A 21009-nucleotide genomic window follows, 5' to 3' on the forward strand; every position below is an offset into this window, starting at 1 on the left:
CTCAGCATGCAACAGTTGACGCCCCTGTCAGCCGTGGGCTAGACAGATCGGCAAGCACCGGCCCGCCTCCCCAAAAGGAGGGTCGGTGCCGTCGGAGTGACGCCCCCGCATCACCCCCTTCGTATGACTCCGACTCAACTGCACGACAGCGCCCGCAATGAGGAGGGAACGCACTGATGTCCATGTTGAGGAGAAGGAAAGCGCTCGGGGGGTCGGCGGTGCTCGCCGCCATCCTGGGCCTGACCCTGACCACGCTGAATCCGATCGGGCCAGCCGTCGGTTCGGAGCCGCTGCCCGAGCTCACTCGCGACGCCGACGAGGAAGTCAGCGTCATCGAGGTGACCCTGGCGGATCACACCGAGCTCGATCGCCTGGTCGACACCGGAGTCGACCTCGATCACGCCGCTCACCTGAACGCCGACGGCTCGATCACGGCGCACGCGGTGATCAGTCCGAGTGAAGCCAAGGCGCTGCGCGCGCACGGGTTCCAGGTCGGCGAGACCCTGCACGACGAGGACGACACCCAGGCGGTCCTCGCCGAACGGGATGCCACCATCGCCGCCGCCGTCGAGGAGAACGAGGAGTTCGCCGCTGCGGCGGACGCTGCCGACGTCGCCGACGTCAAGATCATCCGTGCCGACTACTACACCCAGTTCGGCGTCGGGTACCTCTCGGTCGAGGCCAAGTGGGCCGACGGTCAGACCAACTCGTCGCAGCTCACCGTCGAGCGCGACAGTGGGCCGGGCACCGAGCTCGGCTCGGGCGGCACGCAGAACATCAGCCGATTCGTCGACGCCGGCGTGTACCTCTACCACCGAGGTGCCTCCACCGTCGAGAGCCGGCCGGACACGATTCGCATCGTCAGCCCGACCGGCGATGTGGCGACGGCGAAGGTGAACGACTGGCTGCCCATCGAGGGTGAGCCGACGTGGGGTCCGAACTACCAGACCGACTTCATCACGTCATACCTCACGCCGACCGAGCTGTACGACCGGGTCAAGGCCCTGGCCGCGGAGTTCCCCGAGATCTCCGAGATCGTCGAGCTGCCGTACCAGACGAACGGATACCGGCGCCACGCGCAGGCGGTGCTCGGCAACAGCAACGCGAACCGCGTCGCGATCGACTCCGTCGCGTGGGGTCACGAAGGTGGTAACGACATCAGCGTCGCCCTGACCTCGCCCGGCATCGCGAACTCGCCGCTGTCGGTGGCGGTCGACGGGTCGAGCGTCACGGTCTCGCCCGCGACCACCGCGAGCGGCTCGGTCCCCAGCACCGCCGCTCAGGTGGTCGCCGCGATCAACGGCTCTTCCGAGGCATCCGCGCTGATCGAGGCCTACACCTACCGCGGCAATGCCGGATCGGGCGTGGTGGCACCCGGGTCGGCCGACCTCAGCGACGGGCTCTCGGCGCCGGACTCGGTGTCGCGTGACCCGCACCCGGTGTACGCGATCCGGATCGGCAAGGTGCGTGACGGCTCGAAGCCGGGCGTGCTGGCCTACGCGCAGGAGCATGCGCGCGGGTGGGTCCCGCCGCTGGTCGCCGTCGAGTCGGCTGAGCGCCTGCTGCGCAACTACGCGCAGGACGCCTCGACCAAGAAGCTGGTCAACAACCTCGACATCTGGATCGTGCCGTCGGTGAACCCCGATGGCGGGCACTACTCGTTCTACGACTTCAATTCGCAGCGCAAGAACATGTTCAACCACTGCGAGCGCACGGGGAGCGCCGACTTCAATGCGAGGAACAGCTGGGGCGTCGACAACAACCGCAACTACGACGTCTACAGCCTGTTCGACGGCTACAACGGGGCGTCGTCGTCGTGCACGAGCGGCACGTACGCGGGCCCGGCGGAGCTGAGCGAGCCCGAGAGTGCGAACATCGACTGGATCGCCGGCGCGAACCCGAACATCAAGTTCGCGATGAACCTGCACAGCTCGGGCAACTACTTCATGTGGTCGCCCGGCGCCTACATCACGCCCGGTCGGATCTCGGCGCCGCGGCCGACGCTCGAGGAGGAGTCGTTCTTCTGGGGCGCCTCGTCGCGAATCCTCTCGGAGATCAAGCGCTACCGGGGCATGTCGGTCACGCCGGCGCGCACTGGGCCGATCTCGGACGTGCTGTACTCGGCGGCCGGCAACTCCGGTGACATGCTCTGGTACAAGTACGGGATCTACGCGTGGAACTTCGAGGTCGGGACGACGTTCCAGCCGCCGTTCGAGAACGACAACCCGAACGGCGCTTCGGCCCACGCCGAGTCGCAGGAGTTCGCCAACGGGCTCATCGAGCTCATGCGGGTCGCGCACGACTACGACAAGGACTCGCAGCGCCCGACGAGCTCCGTGGAGGTGTCGGCGAGCGCCGAGGCCGGCATGGTCGACGTGATGTTCGAGGTCTCCGAGTCGGCGGCCGTGTTCTACACGCTCGACGGCTCGAAGCCCACGTACGAGTCCACGCTCTACGGCACCGCCGGACTCCGCGAGGGGGCCGAGACGCTCACGGTGCCGGCCGGCACGAAGATCCACTGGTTCTCGGTGGACTCGGCCGGGAATGTCGAGAAGAACTACCGTCCCGATGGGAACGGGAACAACTTCAACAAGACGACGGTGACGGCTCCGCGCTGATCCGACGTCCATGACGGCTGCGGCCGCGGTCATCCAGAAACGGATGCCGCGGCCGCAGTGCCGTTCCTGGAGCCGTGCGACGCTCGCCCTACGCGCCGAACGCCTCACCGAAGGCGCGCGGGCGTCGCCCGGGTGGTTGTTCGGGCCGTGGGCCCGGGTCGGGCAACGGCGGAATGGGCGCCGTGGTGGGGCGCCCCGCTTGCAGGTCGAGCTCGTCATCGAAGTGGTGCACGGTCAGCGGCGGTCCCGAGGCGAGCCGGTAGGTCGCGGCATCCGAGCCGATCTCGACGCGGAGGACGTGCCCTGCCACCCGGATCCCGAAGGTGAGTCGGGTCAGCTGGGGCGGCAGGCGCGGGGCGAACCGCAGGCCGGCGTCACTGTCCCGCATGCCGCCGAACCCCGCGGTGATGCTCGTCCACAGGCCGGCCAGCGAGGCGATGTGCAGTCCTTCCTCGGCATTGCCCTGCGTGTCGTCGAGGTCGATGGTGGCGACCTCGGCGAGGTAGTCGGCGGCGAGGTCGAGGTGGCCCACCTCGGCAGCGATGATCGCCTGCACCGACGCCGAGAGCGAGGAGTCGCGCACGGTGAGCGGCTCGTAGTAGGCGAAGGCGCGCGCCTTCTCCTCGGGGGTGAACGCCTGATGGGCGAAGTAGAGCGCCAGCACCAGGTCCGCCTGCTTGACGACCTGCTTGCGATAGAGATCGAAGTAGGGGAAGTGGTCGTGCAGCGGGTAGTCGTCGGCTCCCGTGGCTTCGAAGTCCCATCGCTCCTGGTCGGTGAATCCGGCCGACTGCGGATGCACGCCGCGCCGGGTGTCGAACGGGACGTGGATGGCGTCGGCCGTGACCTTCCAGTTGCCGACCTCGTCGTCGGTCACGTCCAGCGCGCGGGCGACGTCGGGATGGCGACGCGCCGCCGCCGCCGCACCGTGCAGATTGAGCCGGGCCATGAGGTTCGTGAAGACGTTGTCGTCGACGATCGCGGAGTACTCGTCGGGGCCGGTGATGCCGTCGAGGTGGAAGCGACCGGCATCGTCCCATCGGCCGAGCGAGGTCCAGAGCCGTGCCGTCTCGACCAGCAGTTCGAGCCCGGCCTCGCGCTCGAAGACGTCGTCCCCGGTCGCACGCACGTAGTGCAGCACGGCACCCGCGATGTCGGCGTTGAGGTGGAAGGCGATCGTGCTCGCCGGCCAGTATCCGGAGCTCTCGCGTCCGTCGATGGTGCGCCACGGGAAGGCAGCGCCCCCGAGGTGGAGCTCCCGAGCTCGCTCGCGAGCGTGATCGAGGGTCGCATGGCGCCAGCGCAGGGCCTGATTCGCGGCGTCGGGTGCGGTCGAGGTCAGCACGGGCAGCACGAAGGCCTCGAAGTCCCAGAACGTGTGGCCCTCGTAGCCGGCACCGGTGAGGCCCTTGCCCGGCACCGAGCGGAGCTCGGCCCGGGCGGCCGCCTGGAACACGTGGAAGAGTGCGAACCGAACGGCCTGCTGCAGCCTCGGCTCTCCGTCGACCTCGACGTCGGCGCAGGTCCAGTAGTCGTCGAGGCGCTCTCGCTGGCCCGCGGCGAGGCCCTTCCAACCGTCCTGCATCGCGTCGGCCACGGCGCCCTCGGCCCGGTCGCGCAGCGCCGGAGCCGATGCGGCGGCCGACCACTCGTGCCCGACGAACTTCACCACCTCGAGGCGCTCATCCGGTTCGAGTCGTGCGGTGATGGTGGTGCGGGCCAGATCTGCGGATGCCTCGGTGAGCACGTTCGGCGCGCCGGCACGGTTGCCCGTCGTCGTGACGACATGGTCCATGGCGACCGCGACGCCGAGGTCGCTGTGCCGAGTGCGGTGCACCAGCGTGGCCGCCGTGCCGAGGACGAAGTGGTCGACGCCCTCAAGTGGTGCGTCGAGGACCTCCTTCACGCGAGGGTCGGGATGCATCTCGGGGAGGGGCTCGTTCGCGACGAGCTCGGATTGGACTGTCACCGTCACGGCTGCGCCGACAGCTTCCACCTCGTAGCGCACCGCCGCGATGGCTCGGTGCGTCAGTGAGACGAGTCGGGTCGACGTGATGCGCACCGTGCGGCCGGCCGGCGACGTCCACTCGACCTCGCGGTGCAGGGTGCCGGCGCGGAAATCGAGCCGTTGCTCGTGACGAGCTGCGCGACCTTGGGTGAGATCGAACGGCTCGTCATCGAGCAGCAACCGGATGATCATGCCGTTTGGCACGTTGACGACGCTCTCACCAGAGCTCGGATAGCCGTACCCCTCCTCGGCGTACGGCATCGGGCGCCGCTCGAACACGCCGTTGAGGTAGCTCCCGGGGATTCCGTGCGGTTCGCCCTCGTCGAGGTTCCCTCGCCATCCGATGTGCCCGTTCGACAGCGCGAACACCGATTCCCGGTGGGCCAGTCGTGACACGTCGAGACCGGCGAGGCCGATGCTCCACGGTTCGACATCGAAGGGAAGCGGTCGGCCCATGCGTTCCGACGATACCGACTGGCCCGAACGGCGCGGAAACGCTCCCGGGTGGTTGCCGCGCGGCATCCGCTCTGGTAGATGCCGCGCGTACGATGGCAGTGTCACGGCCGCACGTCCGATCGTTCGACGGGAGAGCGCCATGGTCCAGGTCCGCGTCCTCGGTGTCGCGCTCGATGCTGCCCGGCAGCACATCGTGCTCCTGAAGCCGCTGCTCGAGGATCCGGGGGTGGGTCGGGTGCTGCCGGTGTGGATCGGTGCGCAGGAGGCGACCTCCATCCTGATCGCCGTCGAAGGACAGCACGCGCCCCGACCGCTGTCGCACGACCTCATCACGACGCTGTTCGGCACCCTGGGCGCCAAGGTCGAGCGGGTCGACGTGACCCGCATCGAAGACGGCACCTTCTACGCCGAGCTCACGCTCGCGACGCCGACCGGCCCGCAGGTCCTCGACTCCCGGCCGTCCGACGCCATCGCGCTCGCCGTCCGGGCCGACGCCCCGATCTGGGTGGCCGACGAGGTGCTCGAGGAGGCGGGCATCCCCGCCGAGATGGTCGACGTCGAAAGTGAGGACAGCGGCGAGACGACCGAGGAGAAGCTCGACGAGTTCAAGCGGTTCCTCGAGGACGTGGATCCCGAGGACTTCCAGGGCTGACGCGCGCCACAATCAGGTGCAGCCCGCGCACCGGAAGAATGGCCGACATGAGCGCCGCGATTCCCGCCCTGACCGAGATGCCGTCGCCCGTCTACGTGATGTCGACCGAGGGCTACCGCATCGCCACGTACACCTGGGGTGACGCGGATGCCCCGGTCGTGCTGTGCGTGCACGGATTCGCGTCGAGCTGCCGCGACAACTGGGTGAACACGGGGTGGGTGCGCGACCTGCTGCGCGCGGGGTTCAGCGTGCTCGGCCTCGACCAACGCGGGCACGGCGAGAGCGCCAAGCCCCACGAGGCATCCGCGTTCAACATGGATGCGTTCGTGAACGACATCGTGATCGTGCTCGACACCTACCTGCTCGACACGGTGCTCTACGCCGGGTACTCGCTCGGCGCGCGAGTCGGCTGGCAGGTCGCCGTGCAGGTGCCGCACCGCGTCGAGCGTGCGGTGCTGGGCGGCATCCCCGATGGGCGCCCGCTCGCTCGCCTGCAGATCGAGCAGGCGCGCGCGTACGCCGAGCGCGGCACGCCGGTCGAGGATCCCGTGACGCGCAACTACATCACGCTCGCCGAGCGGGTGCCGGGCAACGACGCCCGCGCACTCGTGGCCCTCGCCGAGGGCATGCGACTCGGCGACGCCGACCCCGATGCATCCGACCCGCCGCGGCAGCCGGTCCTGTTCGCCACGGGCAGTGAGGATGCGATTCTGCCGCAGTCGCGCGCACTGGCGGATGCCACACCGAGCGGATCATTCGTCGAGTTGCCCGATCGGCACCACTTCAATGCGCCGGGGTCGCGCGTGTTCCGCCGTGCCGCCGTGGAGTTCTTCAGCGAGTGAGGGTACGCGGCCGTCGCTGCTGAGCGGTGGCTGGACACCATGTACCCCGTTCGCGCGTCGCGATGATGCTCGGCCGAAGTCTAGAATCCGGTCAGCGAACGTGCAGTGATCGTGCAGCTGGGGGGCCGGCATGAGTGATGCAACGACGACGCAATCTCCTCCGTCGGGCGAGGATCAGGCTGCCCCCGAGTCGCCCGCGCCGGGTGCAGCGCAGCCGTCGCCACCGCCGGTCACGGAGTGGGTCGATGGTCGGATGCGTCCGCTGGCGTACCTGGCCTCGTGGTCCATGGTTGCCCTGGTCGCCCTCATCGCGCTCGGCGAGATCGATCGGCTCATCTCCGGCGCATTGAGTTGCACGCGGGATGGATTCGACTGCGGACCCGTCGGGCACTCGTTGAACGCTGCCATCGGGCCCTTCGCGTTCGAACAGCGTGAGGCATTCCCCGGATGGGGGTCGAGTGCGTTGCATGGTGACGTCGTCACGTGGCTCATCGTTTCCGTCGTGATCGACTTCGTCTTCATTGCGGCGTACGTGGCGGTTCTGCTCCCGCTGCTCCGTCGTGGAATCGACGAGGCCGGCAACTATCCCGTCGCGGCATACCTGCTCGGGATCCTCGTCCTCGTCGAGCTCTTCGAGGCGGTCGCGCTGCTTGCGGGCGCGGCGATGCTGAACGTGCCGCGGCCGGTCGAGTTCGCACTCGAGACCATCGGTTGGATCGTGGTCGCGGCGGCGACGGCGAAGTGGGTCGTCACGGCGCTCCTCGTGGTCGCGCTGCTGCGCAATCGGCTCACCCGTGGAGTGCTCGGTTGGGTGTTCCAACGGCTCGTCCAGGGGCTCTGGCTGCATCGGCTCTCCGCGGTGCTCCTGATCCTGCTCTTCGCGCTGGCGTGCATTCCGTCTGACGGCATCCTCGACCAGTTGCCCGACATCCAACGCCAGTGGCTCGGCGAGGAGTTCCAGGGCTGGCACATCCTGTTCGCATTCGCGACGATGACGCTCGCATCCCTGGCCGCGTTCGTGCTCGGGCGGAACCGGACGCGACGTGCGATCGCAGCGCATGTGCTCGGCGTGCCCCAGATGAAGGACGAACTGCGCAGGACGCTCCTCTGGTGGCTCATCCCGCCGATCGCCTGGCTCGTGCTCGCTGCGCTCGCTGGCGTGACGGCCTGGATCAACGACGGCTGGAAAGCGATACCAGGCGCCTTCGGATGGGAATGGACCGCGTTCCTCGGGGTCACGGTCATCGTGCTCGGGACATCCTTCATCGCCCGATCGGGCGAGTGGAACCGAGAGGTCGAGCGCGACCACTGGCGTGCACGGTACGCATGGATCGTCGGCGACCTGCTCGCGGTGCTCGTGCTCGCGATCGGCGGGCTCGGACTCGTTCGTTCGATGACCGCGCCGGTCTTCCTCGGACCGGGCGGCTCGCTCGAAGGCTGGCCCTGGGCCGGCGCGCTGCTCCTGTGGCTCGGCGGCGCCGCGGTGGCCGTCGCCGCGCCGCAGATGCTCCGGTGGCTGGCTCCCGGAGCCAGCCGTCCACGCTGGCTCGCGCGCCTCCGGTCGGCGCAGGATCCGACCGCGATGCGGACCCCGGAGCTCCCTGACGAGTGGCGGTCGTACCGTCATTGGCTCGCCGGCATCCTCATCGCCTCGATGGTGCTGTTGCTGATCATCGCGCTCATCCCGACGTTCATGGCCCTCGTGCTCGGCCCCGTCGCCCTGACCGTGCTCGCGATCACGGCCTGGACCACCGCACTCGGCGCCTTCACGGTGGCATTGCAGGAGTATCGTCCGCTGGCGGTGTTCCGTTGGATGCGGCTGACCGCGACGCCCGTGCTCACGCTCGGCCTGACCATTCCCCTGATCTCCGGCGCGATCATTCCCACCTTCGGTGGCGACACCGGCATTCACGCAGTCCGGCAGATCGATTCGGCCGGGTCGGGGTCGGATGCCGCTGGCATGCCGGGACTCCGGACGCGCCTGAACGAGATCGACTGTCCTGTACAGATCGGTGAACAGACGGTGCAACCGGTCCTGCTGGTGGTCGCCGAAGGCGGAGGCATTCGTGCCGCCTACTGGACCGGCCGCGCCCTCGAGATCCTGAACTCGGGCGACGGATGCCTCGGCGGCAGCATCCTGGCATCCAGCGGTGTGAGCGGGGGCAGCGTCGGCCTGGCGGTCACCGCCACACGCGGCGAGGGAACGATCACCGAACAACTGCAGAAGCTCGCGACACCCGAGACCGTCGGGTCCGGAGTGGCAGGCCTGCTCGTCGGAGATGCCATCGCAACCGCCCTGGGTGTGCACGTACCGTCGCTCATTCACGACGAGGGATTCATCTGGCGCGATCGGGCCGCGCTCATCGAGAGCGGTTGGACCGAGGACGCCACGGGGCTCGGCGATCAGTACGACCCGATGCCCTCGGAGCGAACCGGATTCCTCGTCATGAACTCGACCGACACGAACACCAAGTGCCGTATCCTCGTCGGCCCGAATGTGTTCCCTCGGACGGTGACCAGTGATGCCGGATGCGACCTGTCGACAGACCAACCTGCCGCGAGCCGATGGCTCGGGAGGCAGTGTCAGCGCTCGCTCAGCTGGGCCTCGGCGGCGATGCTGTCCGCGCGGTTTCCGATCATCACCCCCGCGGGTCGGATGCCCGACGCTCCCGGTTGCCCGGATTCAGTGCAGCTGATCGACGGCGGATATGCGGAAGGTTCCGGCCTCGGAACCATGGCCGACCTCGCACCGTCGATCGCCGCCGCCCTGCGCTCGAGGAATGCGGTCGTCGGCAGCGGCGGACCGTTCTACGTGCCCATCATCGTGTACCTTCGCAACTCGGCCGGGTTCGACGTGGCCGAAGAGCTCAAGGACATCACCGCGGAGCCGCTGGTTCCGCTGATGGGCATGGCCGCCAAGGCCGAACAGGCCGCCGAGGCTGCGTGGATGCAGCGACTCGCCAGCACGCTGCGCAGCTCCTGTCCCGCTTCGGGCCAGTGCAATGCCGCGCAGCAGGAGGTCCGGGAGGCCTTCGGAAACGGCATCGTCGTCGTGGCTCCATCGACCCGGCCCGCCGTCGTTCCCCCACTCGGATGGGCGCTCTCCGCGCACAGCATCGAAAGCCTCGAACGATCGCTGAAGACCGAGGCGGAGGAGTGCGCTGGCACGGAGCCCGAGGCTGACGCCCCGTTCGCTCGGCTGTGCCATCTGGTCGGGCTCGATTCCGCCGACGACTGACTCGAGCGAGGCCCGCGGGAGCGCCCAGGGGTGGCATCCCGTCACCGTCCTTTCGAACTCGCCACACGTGGGGCGCATTTCACATGACCGGATCGTCGAGCGCATCCGCCGACTCGACGAGCGTGCGAAGCGCTGCCGTGAAGCGGGCGGCGGGCGCGCCGTCGATCACCGCGTGGTCGAAGCTCAGGGTGAGCGGGAGCATCGGCCGCGCCACGATGCGTCCCTCGTGGACGACGGGACGCTCCATGACCTCGCCCACGGTGACGATGAGCGTGAGCGGGGCGAGCGGAACAGCCCAGCCCCAGCCGCTCGAGTACATCCCGAGTGAGGTGACGCCGACCGCGGGTCCGAACGTCGCCGCCGCGCGCGGTCTCCTCGCGGCCATGCGGAACGCGGTCCGACGCAGGGGACCGGGCAGCCGCAGGGCCCGTGCGGTCAGGCCGGCCGGGGGCCTCGAGGCACCGGGGCCGACCTTCGCGGCGTGCAGCATGCTCGAGATCTCCGCGCACGATCTGCGGTCGGCGTCCCGGATCGTGGCGACATCCAGGACCGCTGCCTCTCCGTCCGATGCCGTTCGACCGTCGCACCGACGTCGACGCGCTCGAAGGTGAGGATGCGGTTGCCGGCCCTGCGCGCATTCACCTCGGGGTGGAGCGCGACCGCACGACCGAGGGTCGCAACCACGAAGCCGGTCCACGAGATGCGGTGGTCACTCTCGGCGATTCGCGCCTTCGCCTCGGTCACGTCGAACTCGAGCAGCGCGTGCACTTGGAATCGGCGGCTCGCGCCGATCAATCGGTTCAGCACCGGCTGACGGTTCTTCGGTATCGGCGTGAGGAGATATCCGGGTGATTGCCGTGTCGTCAGCGGACTCCCTCCCAGAGGCCTCGCTCCCACGCTCGCGGGTCATCCACCACCTGCGAGATGGTGTCGAACCGCATCGTGGCCCGGCTCGTCGGGTCGTACCTCGGCCAGCCGGGATCACCGTGCGTGGCGAAGTCGACCCAGGCGGCGTGCATCGCGTGTGCGAGCTCCTGCGGCGGGTCGTCACCGAGCAGTCCCCCGAAGAGCGGCGCGTCGGGTCTTGCGGTGTCGAACACGAACGGGACCTCGAGCGCGTGCACCGCACCGAGGCCGGGGGAGGGCCACGCGAACTCGTACATGTACGTGCTGCCGACGCCCGCCCCGGAACTCGCCTCGGCATGCGCATCGGCGAGGCGGATCGCCGGGATCCGTGTCCACCAGTCGGTCTGGACCGCCGCCAGCAGGTCACCGGGGGCGGATTCGGGGTACCGATCCCGATAAGCCGAGAGCGCCTCCTCGGCCGAGATGCAGTAGGCCCCGAGCGACAGATATCCGTGAGCTGCGACCGGCCCGGTCAGGATCTCGTCGTTGATCTGGGGGAACACCCCGCTCACCACGATCCACAACCGCCAGTCCTCGGTGTTCGTACCGACGATGACGTCGACCTCGCTTCCCGCCCCGGCCGTGATCCGCTCGATGGGCGGCCCGGGAAGGATCTCGCCGTCGATCACCGGCTGCCACGGCATCATGCTCGCGACCACATCCCGACCCCAACGTTCGGGATCGGGGTCGGCCATCAGTTCGCGCTTCAGCTGGGCCTGCGCGGCGAGGAGCCGATCGATCCCGACGGCGGCGATGGCCTCTCGTGTCGCCGGCACACCGAGCTTGTGGGCGAGGTATTCGCCGATCCGCGTCGCGTTCGCAGCGGAGATGACGTGGTGCGCTGCGCCGCTCTGCAGGATCGCTCGGCGGCACAACCCCTCTGCGCGCGGCATCGCGAGCAGCACGCCGATGCTCATCGCACCGGCCGACTCTCCGAACACCGTCACGTTGCCCGGATCTCCGCCGAACGCGGCGATGTTGTCGCGCACCCATTCCAGCGCGGCGACCTGGTCGAGCAGTCCGACGTTCGCGATGCCGTCGCCGAGGTAGAGCAATCCCTCCGCGCCCGGCCGCCAGTTGATCACGACGCACACGACGCCGTCCCGAGCGAAACGACTCCCGTCGTAGGCGGCCGTCGAGCTGATCTCGAACATGCCACCCTGAATCCACACCATGACCGGCAGCCCGATCGCCGCCGGGTCGGGCGTCCAGAGATTGACATTGAGATAGTCATCGGACGCCGTGGCGAGTCTGACGTGGGCGAACGCTTCATCCACGTCCACCCAGTCCTCGGCCGGGCCGACCGCCGACCCGCCCGTCGCCGGCGGTGCCACCTGTGGCGGCTCGGGGCCCGGTTCGGTCGCCTCACGCACACCGCTCCAAGGCTCCGCTGGTCTCGGTGGAAGCATCCGATTCACGCCGACGGCTGCTGCAGCGTACGGAATTCCGAGGAAGACGTGCACCCCGTCGGTGACGGTCCCGCGGAGTTCGCCCTGCGAGACCTTGACCACCGCGCCCATACGACGACTGTGCGCCTCGAGCAGGCCCGATGCAGGGGCGAAGGTCCCGTGACCAATGGCTCTGGACGACGATCTGACGCCCCGCCGAGAATCGAAGCATGGCACGAGGTTCTCGGGCAGCGGCGGCGGTGGCGATTGCGACCGTGGTCGGCTACCTGGCGCTGCAGTGGCTCGGTCGGACCTCGGGGTCGACGGCGGCCGAGCGCCGAGCGCAACTGCCGGGCGACGAGCTGGTGCGGCATCCACAGGTCGGAGCCACCCATGCCGCGACCATCGCGGCCCCACCCGACCGGATCTGGCCGTGGCTGGTGCAGGTCGGCTGGCATCGCGGCGGCTGGTACACGCCTCGCTGGGTCGACGTTCTGCTGTTCCCCGACAACTGGCCCAGCGCGCAGCGGATCCTCGACGAGTACCAGGAACTCGCGGTCGGCGACGAGATTCCAGACGGCTCGCCCGACACCGAGTGCCGGTTCATCGTGCGCGAGGTGGAGGTCGGCGAACGGCTGGTCCTGGAGTCGACGACCCACCTCCCGCTCTCCTGGCGGCAACGGGGCCTGGCGCACCTCCGGTGGACCTGGAGCTTCCAGCTCACGCCCCTCGACGGCGGGCGTGCGACGCGGATCGTCTTCCGGTGGCGTGCCCGAACGAGTCCCTGGTGGCTCACCGTCGGCGCCCATCTCACGATCATCCCGGCGGATCACCTCATGTCGAGCGGGATGCTGCGCGGGCTGCGTCGTCGTGCCACCGGCGCTTCGCCGCAGGCGCTCGCGGAGCGCGGTCGGTAGGGTCTGAGGCATGGACGGCAAGGGCCGCACTCGCGTGCTGCTCACGGGTGCGACGGGAAACCTCGGCCGCGCCGTGCTCGCCGAGTTGCGCGAGCGCGACGACCGGGTCACGGTACTCGCCCTCGCCCGACGGACGGACCGCAGCCGCACGGTGCTCGAGCGCTTCGCCGACATGGAGAATCTCGAGGTGGCTTGGGGCGATCTGACGGATGACGCGTCGGTCGCCGCGTGCGTGCGACGCGCGGATGTCGTGCTGCACGCCGGCGGTCTGGTCTCGCCCGAGGCCGACGCGCATCCCGAGCTGGTGCAGCCGGTGAACGTGGGCGGCATGCGGAACATCATCGATGCGGTGAGGTCGCTGCCCGAGCCGGGCGCCGTCGCGGTCGTCGGCATCGGCTCGGTCGCCGAGACCGGTCCCCGCAACCCGCCACGCCACTGGGGCCGCATCGGCGATCCGGTGCAGATCTCCCGGTTCGACGAGTACGGGCTCAGCAAGGTCATCGCCGAACGTGAACTCGTCGACTCGGGGCTGCCGAAGTGGACGTGGCTTCGGCTGCCCGGCATCGTGCACCCCGCGATGCTCGGCATCCGCGACCCGATCATGACGCACCTGACCATCGGCGACGTCATGGAGTGGGTGTCGGCCGAAGATGCAGCCCGCCTGCTCGCGAACCTCTGCGATCCGGATGCCGCAGCCGACGTCTGGGGCAGCGTGCACAACGTCGGTGGCGGCGACGGCTGGCGGCTGACGAACTGGCAGTTCCTGAACGCGCTCGGCGGCGCGATGGGCGTCCGCGACATCCGGCGATGGTACGACCGCAACTGGTTCGCCACCCGCAACTTCCACGGCCACTGGTACACCGACAGCGACCGGCTCGAGGAGCTCGTGCCGTTCCGTCGAGACACGTTCGAGGGTGCGCTGCACCGCGCGACGGCGGCCGCGCCGGCCACCGTGCGCAACGCCGGTCGCGTGCCCGCCTGGATCGTCAAGCGGTTCGCGATGCAGCGACTGGCGCGGATGCCGCGGGGCACGATGGCTGCGGTCCGCGACCGCGACGAGGCGAGGATCGCAGCGTACTTCGGGTCGCTCGACGAATGGCGCGCGATCGGCGACTGGTCGACCTTCGAGCCGCCCGACCCGTCACGGGTGCCGACCATGCTCGACCACGGCTTCGACGAGTCGAAGCCGGCGGCGGGGTGGACGGCGGGCGACTACGCCGGTGTCGCGGCGCACCGGGGCGGGCGGTTGCTGAGCTCCGACCCGCCGACCGGCGACGTGTCGACCCGGCTCACCTGGGCATGCGCCGACGGGCACGAGTTCCGGGCGAGCGCTCGTCTCGTGCTCGCCGCCGGTCACTGGTGTCCGGTCTGCGTCGCCGACCCGGTGGGGTACGAGACGCAGGCGCACGAGAATGCGTTCCTCGCCCAGGTCATCGAGGACCGGAGCGATACGCTGACCTCATCCCCCACCTGAACGGCAATCCCCTCCTGAAAGGCCGCGCGATGAGCACCCCGCACAATCCGTATCGATCCGTCGCCCCCGCCGGCTGGCACCTCGAACAGTCGACGGGGAGGTACCGGTGGTGGGACGGGGCGAACTGGACCGTGTACTACGAGCAGATGCCCATGGAAGCGCCGCGGCCGCAGGCGACCACGCAGCACCGGACCGCCGCAGGCGGGCCCGAGTCCGTCGCCGCCCAGTCGATGGCCGCCCGAGGGCCCGTGTATGCCCCCGAGCCCAACGGCTTCGCGATCGCCGCGTTCATTCTCGGCCTCTGGGGCTTCCTCACGACGTGGATCCCGTTGTTCATCGGCCTCCTGCTCGGAGGGCTGCCTGACCTGCTCGCCATCGTCTTCGGCATCATCGGCATCATCCGCGCCAACCAGTCGAACGGTCGCGGCATGGCGTTCGCGGTGGCCGGGCTCGTGCTCGGCGGCCTCGCGTTCATCTCGATCTTCTTCGGCGCCGGCACCATCTGGTGAGCGCAGGGACCATCTGGTGAGCGCCGGGACCATCTGGTGAGCGCCCAAACCATCTGGTCCCATCTGTGGTGACGCCACAGGTCCTTGCTTTCAGGAGTCTCGCCGGGAGCTCGAGGAGCCCGGCACGGCCGCCGGCTCACCCCGCCCGGCAGCGCCGAGCGGACCCGCGTCAAGCCGTAGCCGCCGCGGGCCGTGCTCGTTACGCTGAAACGCAGACCCCACGGGAGGAGATCTCATGACGATCAACGACGACGACATCACGCGCGAGCCGGGTGCCGATGGAGAGGGAATCGCCGACGGCGGCGCCAACCCCGAGGGCCGTGACGGCGGTGCCGACGGTTCGGCGGGCGGCGAGGGCGTCGCCGACGGCGGCGCGAACCCCGGCGGACACGACGGCGGCGCCGATGGGGCCGCCTCCGAGGGTGAAGGTGTCGCTGACGGCGGCGCCAACCCCGAGGGCCGCGACGGCGGTGCCGACGGTTCCGCACAGTGAGCGACTCGGAGCGCGGGCTCTCAAGCCGGCCCGCGCTCTCTCGCTGCATCCGGGTCTCGGCTGACGAGTTTGCCGAGCGCCACTGGGGCCGCGAGCCGCTCCTCTCCCGTGCCGACGAACTCGGCTCCCCGTTCGACGACCTGTTCTCGTCCGCCGCGGTCGATGAGCTGATCACGTCGCGCGGCGTGCGCACGCCGTTCATCCGGATGGCGCACGAGGGAACCGTGCTCGCGGCATCCGCCTACACCGCCCCCGGTGGCTACGGCGCCGAGATCGCCGACCAGGTCTCGAGCGACAAGGTGCTCGACGAGTTCGCGGGCGGCGCCACGATCGTGCTGCAGGGGCTGCACCGGTTGTGGCCGCCGCTCATCGACTTCACTCGCGCCCTCGTCGACGACCTCGGTCAACCCGCGCAGGTGAACGCGTACGTGACGCCACCGTCGTCGCAGGGCTTCGACCCCCACTACGACACCCACGACGTGTTCGTGTTGCAGATCGCCGGCGAGAAGCACTGGCGCATCCACGCACCGGTGCACGTCGACCCGTTGCGTACGCAGCCGTGGTCCGACCACCGAGCAGCCGTGGCCCGTGCGGCCACCCGAGAGCCGGTCATCGACGCGGTGCTGAGCCCCGGCGACGCCCTGTACCTGCCGCGCGGGTGGATCCACTCCGCGACGGCCCTCGGCGCGACATCCGTGCACCTCACCGTGGGCATGTCGGCCTACACGCGGGCCGACCTCGTGCAGGCGCTCGTCGAGCGGGCCGGTGATCGTGCCGAGTTGCGCGCTTCGCTGCCGCTGGGCATCGACGTTCGTGACTCCGCGGCACTCGCCCCGCTCGTCGAGCAGACCGTGCGCGACCTCATCGAGGCACTGCACGAGACGGATGCCGCGTGGCCGGCCGCGGCCCTCAGCCGCCGCTTCGACGCCGACACCCGCGCAGAAGCCCTCGCGCCCCTCGCGACGCTCGACGCCCTCGCCGAGCTCGACGGCCGCAGCGTGGTGCGGTGGCGCCGATCGTTGCACGCCGGAATCACGACGGTCGAAGACCGCGTGCGCATCGTCTCGCGCGCGAAGTCGCTCTCGCTTCCCATCGAGGCGGAGCCGGCGCTTCGCCGAATCGCCGACGGGCGACCCATCGCGGTCGGCGACTTGCCCGGCCTCGACCCCGAGAGCGCGGTGGTGGTGGCACGACGGCTGGTGCGCGAGGGCTTCGTGGTGCCGGTGGCGGCGCCGGCGTGACCCTGTCGGCAGAGCAGTGGGCGCCGTGCAGCGACCGGGCACGGGAGCGTGTCGACCCGCTCGCCGGCACCGGCCCCCGCGGGCTCCGCTGGTTCCTCATCGAGGTCGCGGCGAGCTGGGGCCACAACGCCCTGCTCGACCTGCCGTTCGACCGCGCGCTCGGCCGCGCGCTGGTGCGTCGCATCGAGGCAGCCGGCATGCGTCCGCTCGCCATCCGTCGGACCGGCCGGCGGGTCACGCCGTCGACGCAGCGGTGGGCGATGGTCGATTCCCGTCCGGGTCACGAGAGCGTCATCTGGGGTGAGGTGAAGGATGCCGCGGCGCTCCTCGACGTGCCGCTCGACGGTTCCGGCGGAACTCCGTCGTCGAGACCGCTGTACTGCGTCTGCACCCACGGCCGCCACGACCGATGCTGCGCCGTGCGGGGACGGCGCGTGGTCACGGCGCTCGCGGAGGCGTACCCCGAGGAGACGTGGGAGTGCTCGCATCTCGGCGGCGATCGCTTCGCGGGCACGATGGTGGTGTTCCCCCACGGGCTCTACTACGGGTACGCCGACGACGGCGATCCGGTTCGCATCGGCCAGGCGTTCGACGAGGGTCGCATCGTGACCGAGAAGTACCGCGGGCGCAGTTCGCTGACCCATCCGGTGCAGGCCGCGCAGCACTATGCCCGGGAGGCGTTCGGCGACGACCGCATCGACGCGTTCCCGCCCGTGGCGGAGGAGACGACCGAGGGCGGCTGGCGCGTGCGGCTCTCGGCGGCGGCCCGAGACGTCGTGGTCGACGTCGAGGAGACCCAGTCGGAGCCCCTGCTCTCGACCTGCGCCGCGACTCGGTTCGTGCAGGTGCGCCAGTACGCGCTGCGGTCGATCCGCATGGAGTGAGCGTTCGCCTACGGGCCGTCGGCGTCGAACTCGCGCCGCAGGTACCTCGGAGCCTGCACGCGCCACGCTTCGGTGACGAGCTCGGCGAGATGGTCATCGTCGATGCCGGCCATGCGGAACGCGACCTTCGGTTCGCCCCACCTCGTCGTGGTGCGCAGGAACACGTCGGGCGCCATCTCGACGAGGGCGAGCGCGTCGACCGGGTCGGCGACCTTCACCCCGACGACGAGTTCGGCCGCGATGATCGCTCGCATGTCTGCCGGGATGCTCGGCCACGGATGGCACTCCCATGCGAACAGCTTGCGCCGAACGAACCACGCTGCGCCGCCCGTCGTCGCGCGCTCCTCGCTGCCGGGGAGCCCGACGGTGATGCGGCGGACGTCGTCGAGAGTGGCCACCGTGCGAGCCTACCCAGCACGACCGACACGGGCGGGGCGTCGGAGTCTACTCGCTCGAGTGCTCGCCGTCTCGGGGCAGACGCGGCGCGCACGTCCTCCTACGCTCGGGGGTTCAGCCTCCGGAAACCGATGCAAGGAGCTCACCATGCCCGAAGCGCCCATCGCCCAGCACGCCCGGTCCATGGCCGACGACGAGGGCGGCATGCCCGAGCAGCAGCAGACGCCTCCCGGCCTGACTTCGCAGATGAACCCGGTTCCCGATCACGGGGAGTCCTCCTGGGAGGGCCGGGGCCGGCTCGAGGGCCTCAAGGCCCTCATCACCGGCGGCGACTCCGGCATCGGACGAGCCGTCGCGATCGCCTTCGCCCGGGAGGGCGCCGATGTCGCGATCAACTACCTCGCACCCGAGGAGGAGGACGCCCGCGACACCGCCGGGTGGGTCGAGAAGGCCGGACGCACGGCCGTGCTCGTCGAGGGCGACCTTCGTGACGAGCAGACCTGCCGAGACGTCGTGGCACGCGCCGCCGCCGAGCTGGGCGGGCTGAACATCGTCGTCAACAACGCCGGCTACCACTGGGCGCGCGGCGAGAAGGGGCTCAAGGGCCTGACCGCCGAACAGCTCGACCGCGTGATGCGCACCAACCTCTACGCCCCGCTGTGGGTCAGCCAGGCCGCGCTCGAGCACCTCGGTCGCGGCGATTCCATCATCATCACGAGCTCGGTGCAGGCCTACGAGCCGTCGGTGCCGATGATCGACTATGCCGCGACCAAGGCAGCACTGAACAACATCACGGCCAACCTCGCCCAGGAGCTGGGTCCAGAGGGCATTCGGGTCAACGCCGTGGCGCCGGGCCCGATCTGGACGCCACTGCAGCCGGCCACAAAGGAGCCCGAGGCCGTCGCCAACATGGGCAAGGACACCCCGTTGGGTCGGATCGGTCAACCCGCCGAGCTCGCCGGCGCCTACGTCTTCCTCGCCTGCCCGGCCGAAGCCAGCTACGTCACGGGGACCGTCGTCGGTGTCACCGGGGGGACGCCCGTCTTCTGAGCGCGTCCTGCGCCGGTCCAGTGGGTACGACGGATGCCGCGGCATCCGTCGATACTTGAAAGGTGCGAGGCCGACGGCCTCGATCGTCGACGACCGGTTGGAGGTGACGTGGACTGGGCTGATGATGACGTCGACTCGGTCATCGACGCATGGTCGGAGATCCTGCCCGACGTCGACCTCACGCCGCTCGATGTCATGTCGCGGCTTCGCCGAGTGGCGCGCGACCTGCAGGTCATCCGGGAACGCGCCTTCGCGTCGGCCGAGCTTCGAGCGTGGGAGTTCGACATCCTGTCCAACCTGCGCCGCGCATCCAACGGGGAGTCGATGACGCCGTCGCAGCTCTCGGCGGTGACGAGCACGGCGTCGGCCACGTCGACCTACCGCGTCGATCGCCTCGTCGAACGTGGGATGGTCGCCCGTACCGACAACCCCGATGACCTGCGAAGCCGACTCGTGACGCTGCTTCCCGAGGGGCGCCGTCGTGTCGAAGCCGCCATGCGAGAGCTCGTGGGCGCGGAGGCCGCGCTCGTCGCCGACCTGTCCCGCAACCAGGTCGCCACCGTCGTCGAGGCCCTGCGCATCATCGCGGCGGTGTCGTCGCGGCGTGCGCCACGACCCTAGGTTCTCCGAGCACGCTCCGCGGCGAGGAGGTACCGTCGACTATGGGCGATCAGCAGGTGCTCACCGAGCCGCCGGCACGGTGGCGGCCCGGCCGCACGGGCCGTCGGGAGCCGGCGGGGTGGACGCGGTCGCTCGCCGAGGGCGACGATGCCGGCTTCTTCGGACCGGGCAGTGCGGTGTGGGCCGTCAACGGCTCGCTGCCGACCCTGGTGGCGGGCATCCGCGCGCTCCTGCTGCAGACCTTGCATCCCGGGGCGATGGCGGGCGTGCACGATCACTCGCGCTACAGCGAGGATCCGCTCCGGCGACTCGACGGAACCGTGCGATGGGTCGCCGTGACCACGTTCGGTGACCGGCGCGCGGCCACCGCGGCATCCGCCTTCGTCTCACGCCTGCACGAACACGTGACCGGCACCTACGTCGACGCGCGGGGCGTCGAACGCAGCTACTCGGCGAACGACCAGGAGCTGCTGCGGTGGGTGCACGACGCGTTCACCGAGGCGTTCGTCGGTGCGCACCGAATCTGGGGTGGTCCGATCCCGGGCGGGCCCGACGCGTACGTGCGCGAGTGGGCGCAGGCGGGTCGGCTCATGGGCCTGGCGGATCCGCCGACCACCGTGGCGGAGTTGCAGGCCGAGCTCGAGGCGTTCCTCCCCGAGACGAAGCTCGACGAACGGGTCGTTGCCGCCGTGCGGTTCATCCGCCGACCCGGACTCCCGGGGCTCACCGGACGGCTCTACCCGATCCTGTTCGGGGGTGCGGTCGCCTCACTCGACCCGCGATATCGGGCGCTGCTCGGCCTGCGCCGGCCGTGGTGGCCGGCGATCACGCTGACCCGGATGTTCCTCGCCGTCGCGGTGCGAGTGCTCGGCCGCGTCTCGCCGAGCGAGCAGAACGCTCGGGCTCGCGTCGCGCGCCTCGACGGCGCTCATGCGTCGATGTCCTCGGCCGACTGACGGACGAACGCTCGGTACGTTGGATGCATGCAGATCATCGACCTCGGCGACGTCGCCCCATACGACCCCGAGCGCTTCGTGGCGCAGGTCGTGGCAACAGGGGAGCACTCGAACGTGCGGGTCTTCCGCCTCTCGCAGGGGCAGTCGGTGCCGCCCCACACCCATGGGCACTCGGATGTGACGCTCTTCGCCGTCGAGGGCGAGGGCGTCATCGAGACTGAGTCGGGCCAGCGCCGGTTCCCCGCCGGCTCACTGGCGACCCTCAGCGGCAGCGAGGAACTTCGGCTGTCCAATCCCGACGCCGGGGGCTTCACCGTGCTCGCCTTCTTCGCACCGGCGTTCCCGCCGGCGCGCTGAATC

At 69.9% G+C, this 21009-nt stretch carries 18 protein-coding genes; 14 read left to right on the top strand and 4 right to left on the bottom strand.

What is annotated here, in order from left to right; all coding sequences use genetic code 11:
* Positions 1 to 176: 176 nt before the first annotated feature.
* On the top strand, positions 177 to 2618 hold the full coding sequence (locus tag HUS56_RS08855; RefSeq protein ID WP_173923039.1) for a M14 family metallopeptidase: 2442 nt from the start codon (positions 177 to 179) through the stop codon (positions 2616 to 2618).
* An 88-nt stretch (positions 2619 to 2706) separates the two neighbouring features.
* Here the strand turns inward: HUS56_RS08855 and HUS56_RS08860 are convergent, their stop codons facing one another.
* The gene (locus tag HUS56_RS08860) at positions 2707 to 5082 is read right to left on the bottom strand and encodes a glycoside hydrolase family 65 protein (protein WP_173923040.1); all 2376 of its coding nucleotides are present in this window, start codon (positions 5080 to 5082) and stop codon (positions 2707 to 2709) included.
* Positions 5083 to 5221: 139 nt separating this feature from the next.
* Between HUS56_RS08860 and HUS56_RS08865 the strand changes: the two genes are divergently transcribed.
* The 3 genes from HUS56_RS08865 to HUS56_RS08875 all read left to right on the top strand — a co-directional run bounded on the left by HUS56_RS08865 (position 5222) and on the right by HUS56_RS08875 (position 9814).
* Positions 5222 to 5734, top strand: a complete 513-nt coding sequence (locus HUS56_RS08865; RefSeq protein ID WP_173923041.1) for a bifunctional nuclease family protein — start codon at positions 5222 to 5224, stop codon at positions 5732 to 5734.
* Between the two features lie 47 nt (positions 5735 to 5781).
* Positions 5782 to 6576, top strand: a complete 795-nt coding sequence (locus HUS56_RS08870) for an alpha/beta fold hydrolase (RefSeq protein WP_173923042.1) — start codon at positions 5782 to 5784, stop codon at positions 6574 to 6576.
* A gap of 130 nt (positions 6577 to 6706) precedes the next feature.
* Positions 6707 to 9814, top strand: a complete 3108-nt coding sequence (locus HUS56_RS08875) for a hypothetical protein (RefSeq protein ID WP_173923043.1) — start codon at positions 6707 to 6709, stop codon at positions 9812 to 9814.
* 79 nt (positions 9815 to 9893) lie between these two features.
* Here the strand turns inward: HUS56_RS08875 and HUS56_RS08880 are convergent, their stop codons facing one another.
* Together HUS56_RS08880 and HUS56_RS08885 are read right to left on the bottom strand one after the other, a co-directional pair.
* Positions 9894 to 10304 (bottom strand): 2-oxo acid dehydrogenase subunit E2, encoded by a 411-nt coding sequence (locus HUS56_RS08880; protein ID WP_173923044.1) that lies wholly within the window; start codon positions 10302 to 10304, stop codon positions 9894 to 9896.
* Positions 10305 to 10677: 373 nt separating this feature from the next.
* On the bottom strand, positions 10678 to 12240 hold the full coding sequence (locus tag HUS56_RS08885; protein WP_173923045.1) for a carboxylesterase/lipase family protein: 1563 nt from the start codon (positions 12238 to 12240) through the stop codon (positions 10678 to 10680).
* Between the two features lie 98 nt (positions 12241 to 12338).
* Between HUS56_RS08885 and HUS56_RS08890 the strand changes: the two genes are divergently transcribed.
* The 6 genes from HUS56_RS08890 (at position 12339) to HUS56_RS08915 (ending at position 17626) form a co-directional block, all read left to right on the top strand.
* Complete coding sequence (locus HUS56_RS08890; protein WP_173923046.1) at positions 12339 to 13025, top strand: hypothetical protein; 687 nt, start codon at positions 12339 to 12341, stop codon at positions 13023 to 13025.
* Positions 13026 to 13035: 10 nt separating this feature from the next.
* A complete protein-coding gene (locus tag HUS56_RS08895) occupies positions 13036 to 14499 on the top strand; it encodes an NAD(P)-dependent oxidoreductase (protein ID WP_173923047.1) in 1464 nt (487 codons plus the stop codon).
* A 29-nt stretch (positions 14500 to 14528) separates the two neighbouring features.
* Positions 14529 to 15008, top strand: a complete 480-nt coding sequence (locus HUS56_RS08900) for a DUF4190 domain-containing protein (RefSeq protein ID WP_173923048.1) — start codon at positions 14529 to 14531, stop codon at positions 15006 to 15008.
* 235 nt (positions 15009 to 15243) lie between these two features.
* Positions 15244 to 15501 carry a BatC protein gene (locus HUS56_RS08905; RefSeq protein WP_173923049.1) on the top strand — a complete coding sequence of 86 codons (258 nt, stop codon included), beginning with the start codon at positions 15244 to 15246 and terminating at the stop codon, positions 15499 to 15501.
* Positions 15498 to 16742 carry a cupin domain-containing protein gene (locus HUS56_RS08910; protein ID WP_173923050.1) on the top strand — a complete coding sequence of 415 codons (1245 nt, stop codon included), beginning with the start codon at positions 15498 to 15500 and terminating at the stop codon, positions 16740 to 16742. Before HUS56_RS08905 ends, HUS56_RS08910 begins: the two co-directional genes overlap by 4 nt.
* Complete coding sequence (locus HUS56_RS08915; protein ID WP_217423967.1) at positions 16739 to 17626, top strand: sucrase ferredoxin; 888 nt, start codon at positions 16739 to 16741, stop codon at positions 17624 to 17626. The genes HUS56_RS08910 and HUS56_RS08915 overlap by 4 nt, the downstream gene beginning before the upstream one ends.
* Before the next feature lie 8 nt (positions 17627 to 17634).
* Here the strand turns inward: HUS56_RS08915 and HUS56_RS08920 are convergent, their stop codons facing one another.
* Positions 17635 to 18024 carry an MmcQ/YjbR family DNA-binding protein gene (locus tag HUS56_RS08920; RefSeq protein WP_173923051.1) on the bottom strand — a complete coding sequence of 130 codons (390 nt, stop codon included), beginning with the start codon at positions 18022 to 18024 and terminating at the stop codon, positions 17635 to 17637.
* Between the two features lie 145 nt (positions 18025 to 18169).
* Between HUS56_RS08920 and HUS56_RS08925 the strand changes: the two genes are divergently transcribed.
* From HUS56_RS08925 to HUS56_RS08940, 4 genes are all read left to right on the top strand, one after another.
* Complete coding sequence (locus HUS56_RS08925; protein ID WP_173923052.1) at positions 18170 to 19072, top strand: SDR family oxidoreductase; 903 nt, start codon at positions 18170 to 18172, stop codon at positions 19070 to 19072.
* Between the two features lie 108 nt (positions 19073 to 19180).
* Complete coding sequence (locus HUS56_RS08930) at positions 19181 to 19693, top strand: MarR family winged helix-turn-helix transcriptional regulator (RefSeq protein WP_254431371.1); 513 nt, start codon at positions 19181 to 19183, stop codon at positions 19691 to 19693.
* Positions 19694 to 19734: 41 nt separating this feature from the next.
* Positions 19735 to 20649 carry an oxygenase MpaB family protein gene (locus tag HUS56_RS08935; RefSeq protein ID WP_173923054.1) on the top strand — a complete coding sequence of 305 codons (915 nt, stop codon included), beginning with the start codon at positions 19735 to 19737 and terminating at the stop codon, positions 20647 to 20649.
* 27 nt (positions 20650 to 20676) lie between these two features.
* Positions 20677 to 21006, top strand: coding sequence for a hypothetical protein (locus HUS56_RS08940; RefSeq protein WP_173923055.1), 330 nt, complete (start codon positions 20677 to 20679; stop codon positions 21004 to 21006).
* Positions 21007 to 21009 lie beyond the last annotated feature (3 nt).

This window comes from Agromyces sp. Marseille-P2726 (genome assembly GCF_902809835.1).
GTDB lineage: Bacteria > Actinomycetota > Actinomycetes > Actinomycetales > Microbacteriaceae > Agromyces.

What these genes read in the sequence shown, in the direction of transcription:
- HUS56_RS08925 (WP_173923052.1), top strand. Translation starts at nt 18,170, where the DNA reads ATGCCCGAAGCGCCCATCGCCCAGCACGCCCGGTCCATGGCCGACGAC.
- HUS56_RS08875 (WP_173923043.1), top strand. Translation starts at nt 6,707, where the DNA reads ATGAGTGATGCAACGACGACGCAATCTCCTCCGTCGGGCGAGGATCAG.
- HUS56_RS08890 (WP_173923046.1), top strand. Translation starts at nt 12,339, where the DNA reads ATGGCACGAGGTTCTCGGGCAGCGGCGGCGGTGGCGATTGCGACCGTG.
- HUS56_RS08905 (WP_173923049.1), top strand. Translation starts at nt 15,244, where the DNA reads ATGACGATCAACGACGACGACATCACGCGCGAGCCGGGTGCCGATGGA.
- HUS56_RS08870 (WP_173923042.1), top strand. Translation starts at nt 5,782, where the DNA reads ATGAGCGCCGCGATTCCCGCCCTGACCGAGATGCCGTCGCCCGTCTAC.
- HUS56_RS08880 (WP_173923044.1), bottom strand. Translation starts at nt 10,304, where the DNA reads ATGCTGCACGCCGCGAAGGTCGGCCCCGGTGCCTCGAGGCCCCCGGCC.
- HUS56_RS08900 (WP_173923048.1), top strand. Translation starts at nt 14,529, where the DNA reads ATGAGCACCCCGCACAATCCGTATCGATCCGTCGCCCCCGCCGGCTGG.
- HUS56_RS08885 (WP_173923045.1), bottom strand. Translation starts at nt 12,240, where the DNA reads ATGGGCGCGGTGGTCAAGGTCTCGCAGGGCGAACTCCGCGGGACCGTC.
- HUS56_RS08895 (WP_173923047.1), top strand. Translation starts at nt 13,036, where the DNA reads ATGGACGGCAAGGGCCGCACTCGCGTGCTGCTCACGGGTGCGACGGGA.
- HUS56_RS08855 (WP_173923039.1), top strand. Translation starts at nt 177, where the DNA reads ATGTCCATGTTGAGGAGAAGGAAAGCGCTCGGGGGGTCGGCGGTGCTC.
- HUS56_RS08940 (WP_173923055.1), top strand. Translation starts at nt 20,677, where the DNA reads ATGCAGATCATCGACCTCGGCGACGTCGCCCCATACGACCCCGAGCGC.
- HUS56_RS08860 (WP_173923040.1), bottom strand. Translation starts at nt 5,082, where the DNA reads ATGGGCCGACCGCTTCCCTTCGATGTCGAACCGTGGAGCATCGGCCTC.
- HUS56_RS08935 (WP_173923054.1), top strand. Translation starts at nt 19,735, where the DNA reads ATGGGCGATCAGCAGGTGCTCACCGAGCCGCCGGCACGGTGGCGGCCC.
- HUS56_RS08865 (WP_173923041.1), top strand. Translation starts at nt 5,222, where the DNA reads ATGGTCCAGGTCCGCGTCCTCGGTGTCGCGCTCGATGCTGCCCGGCAG.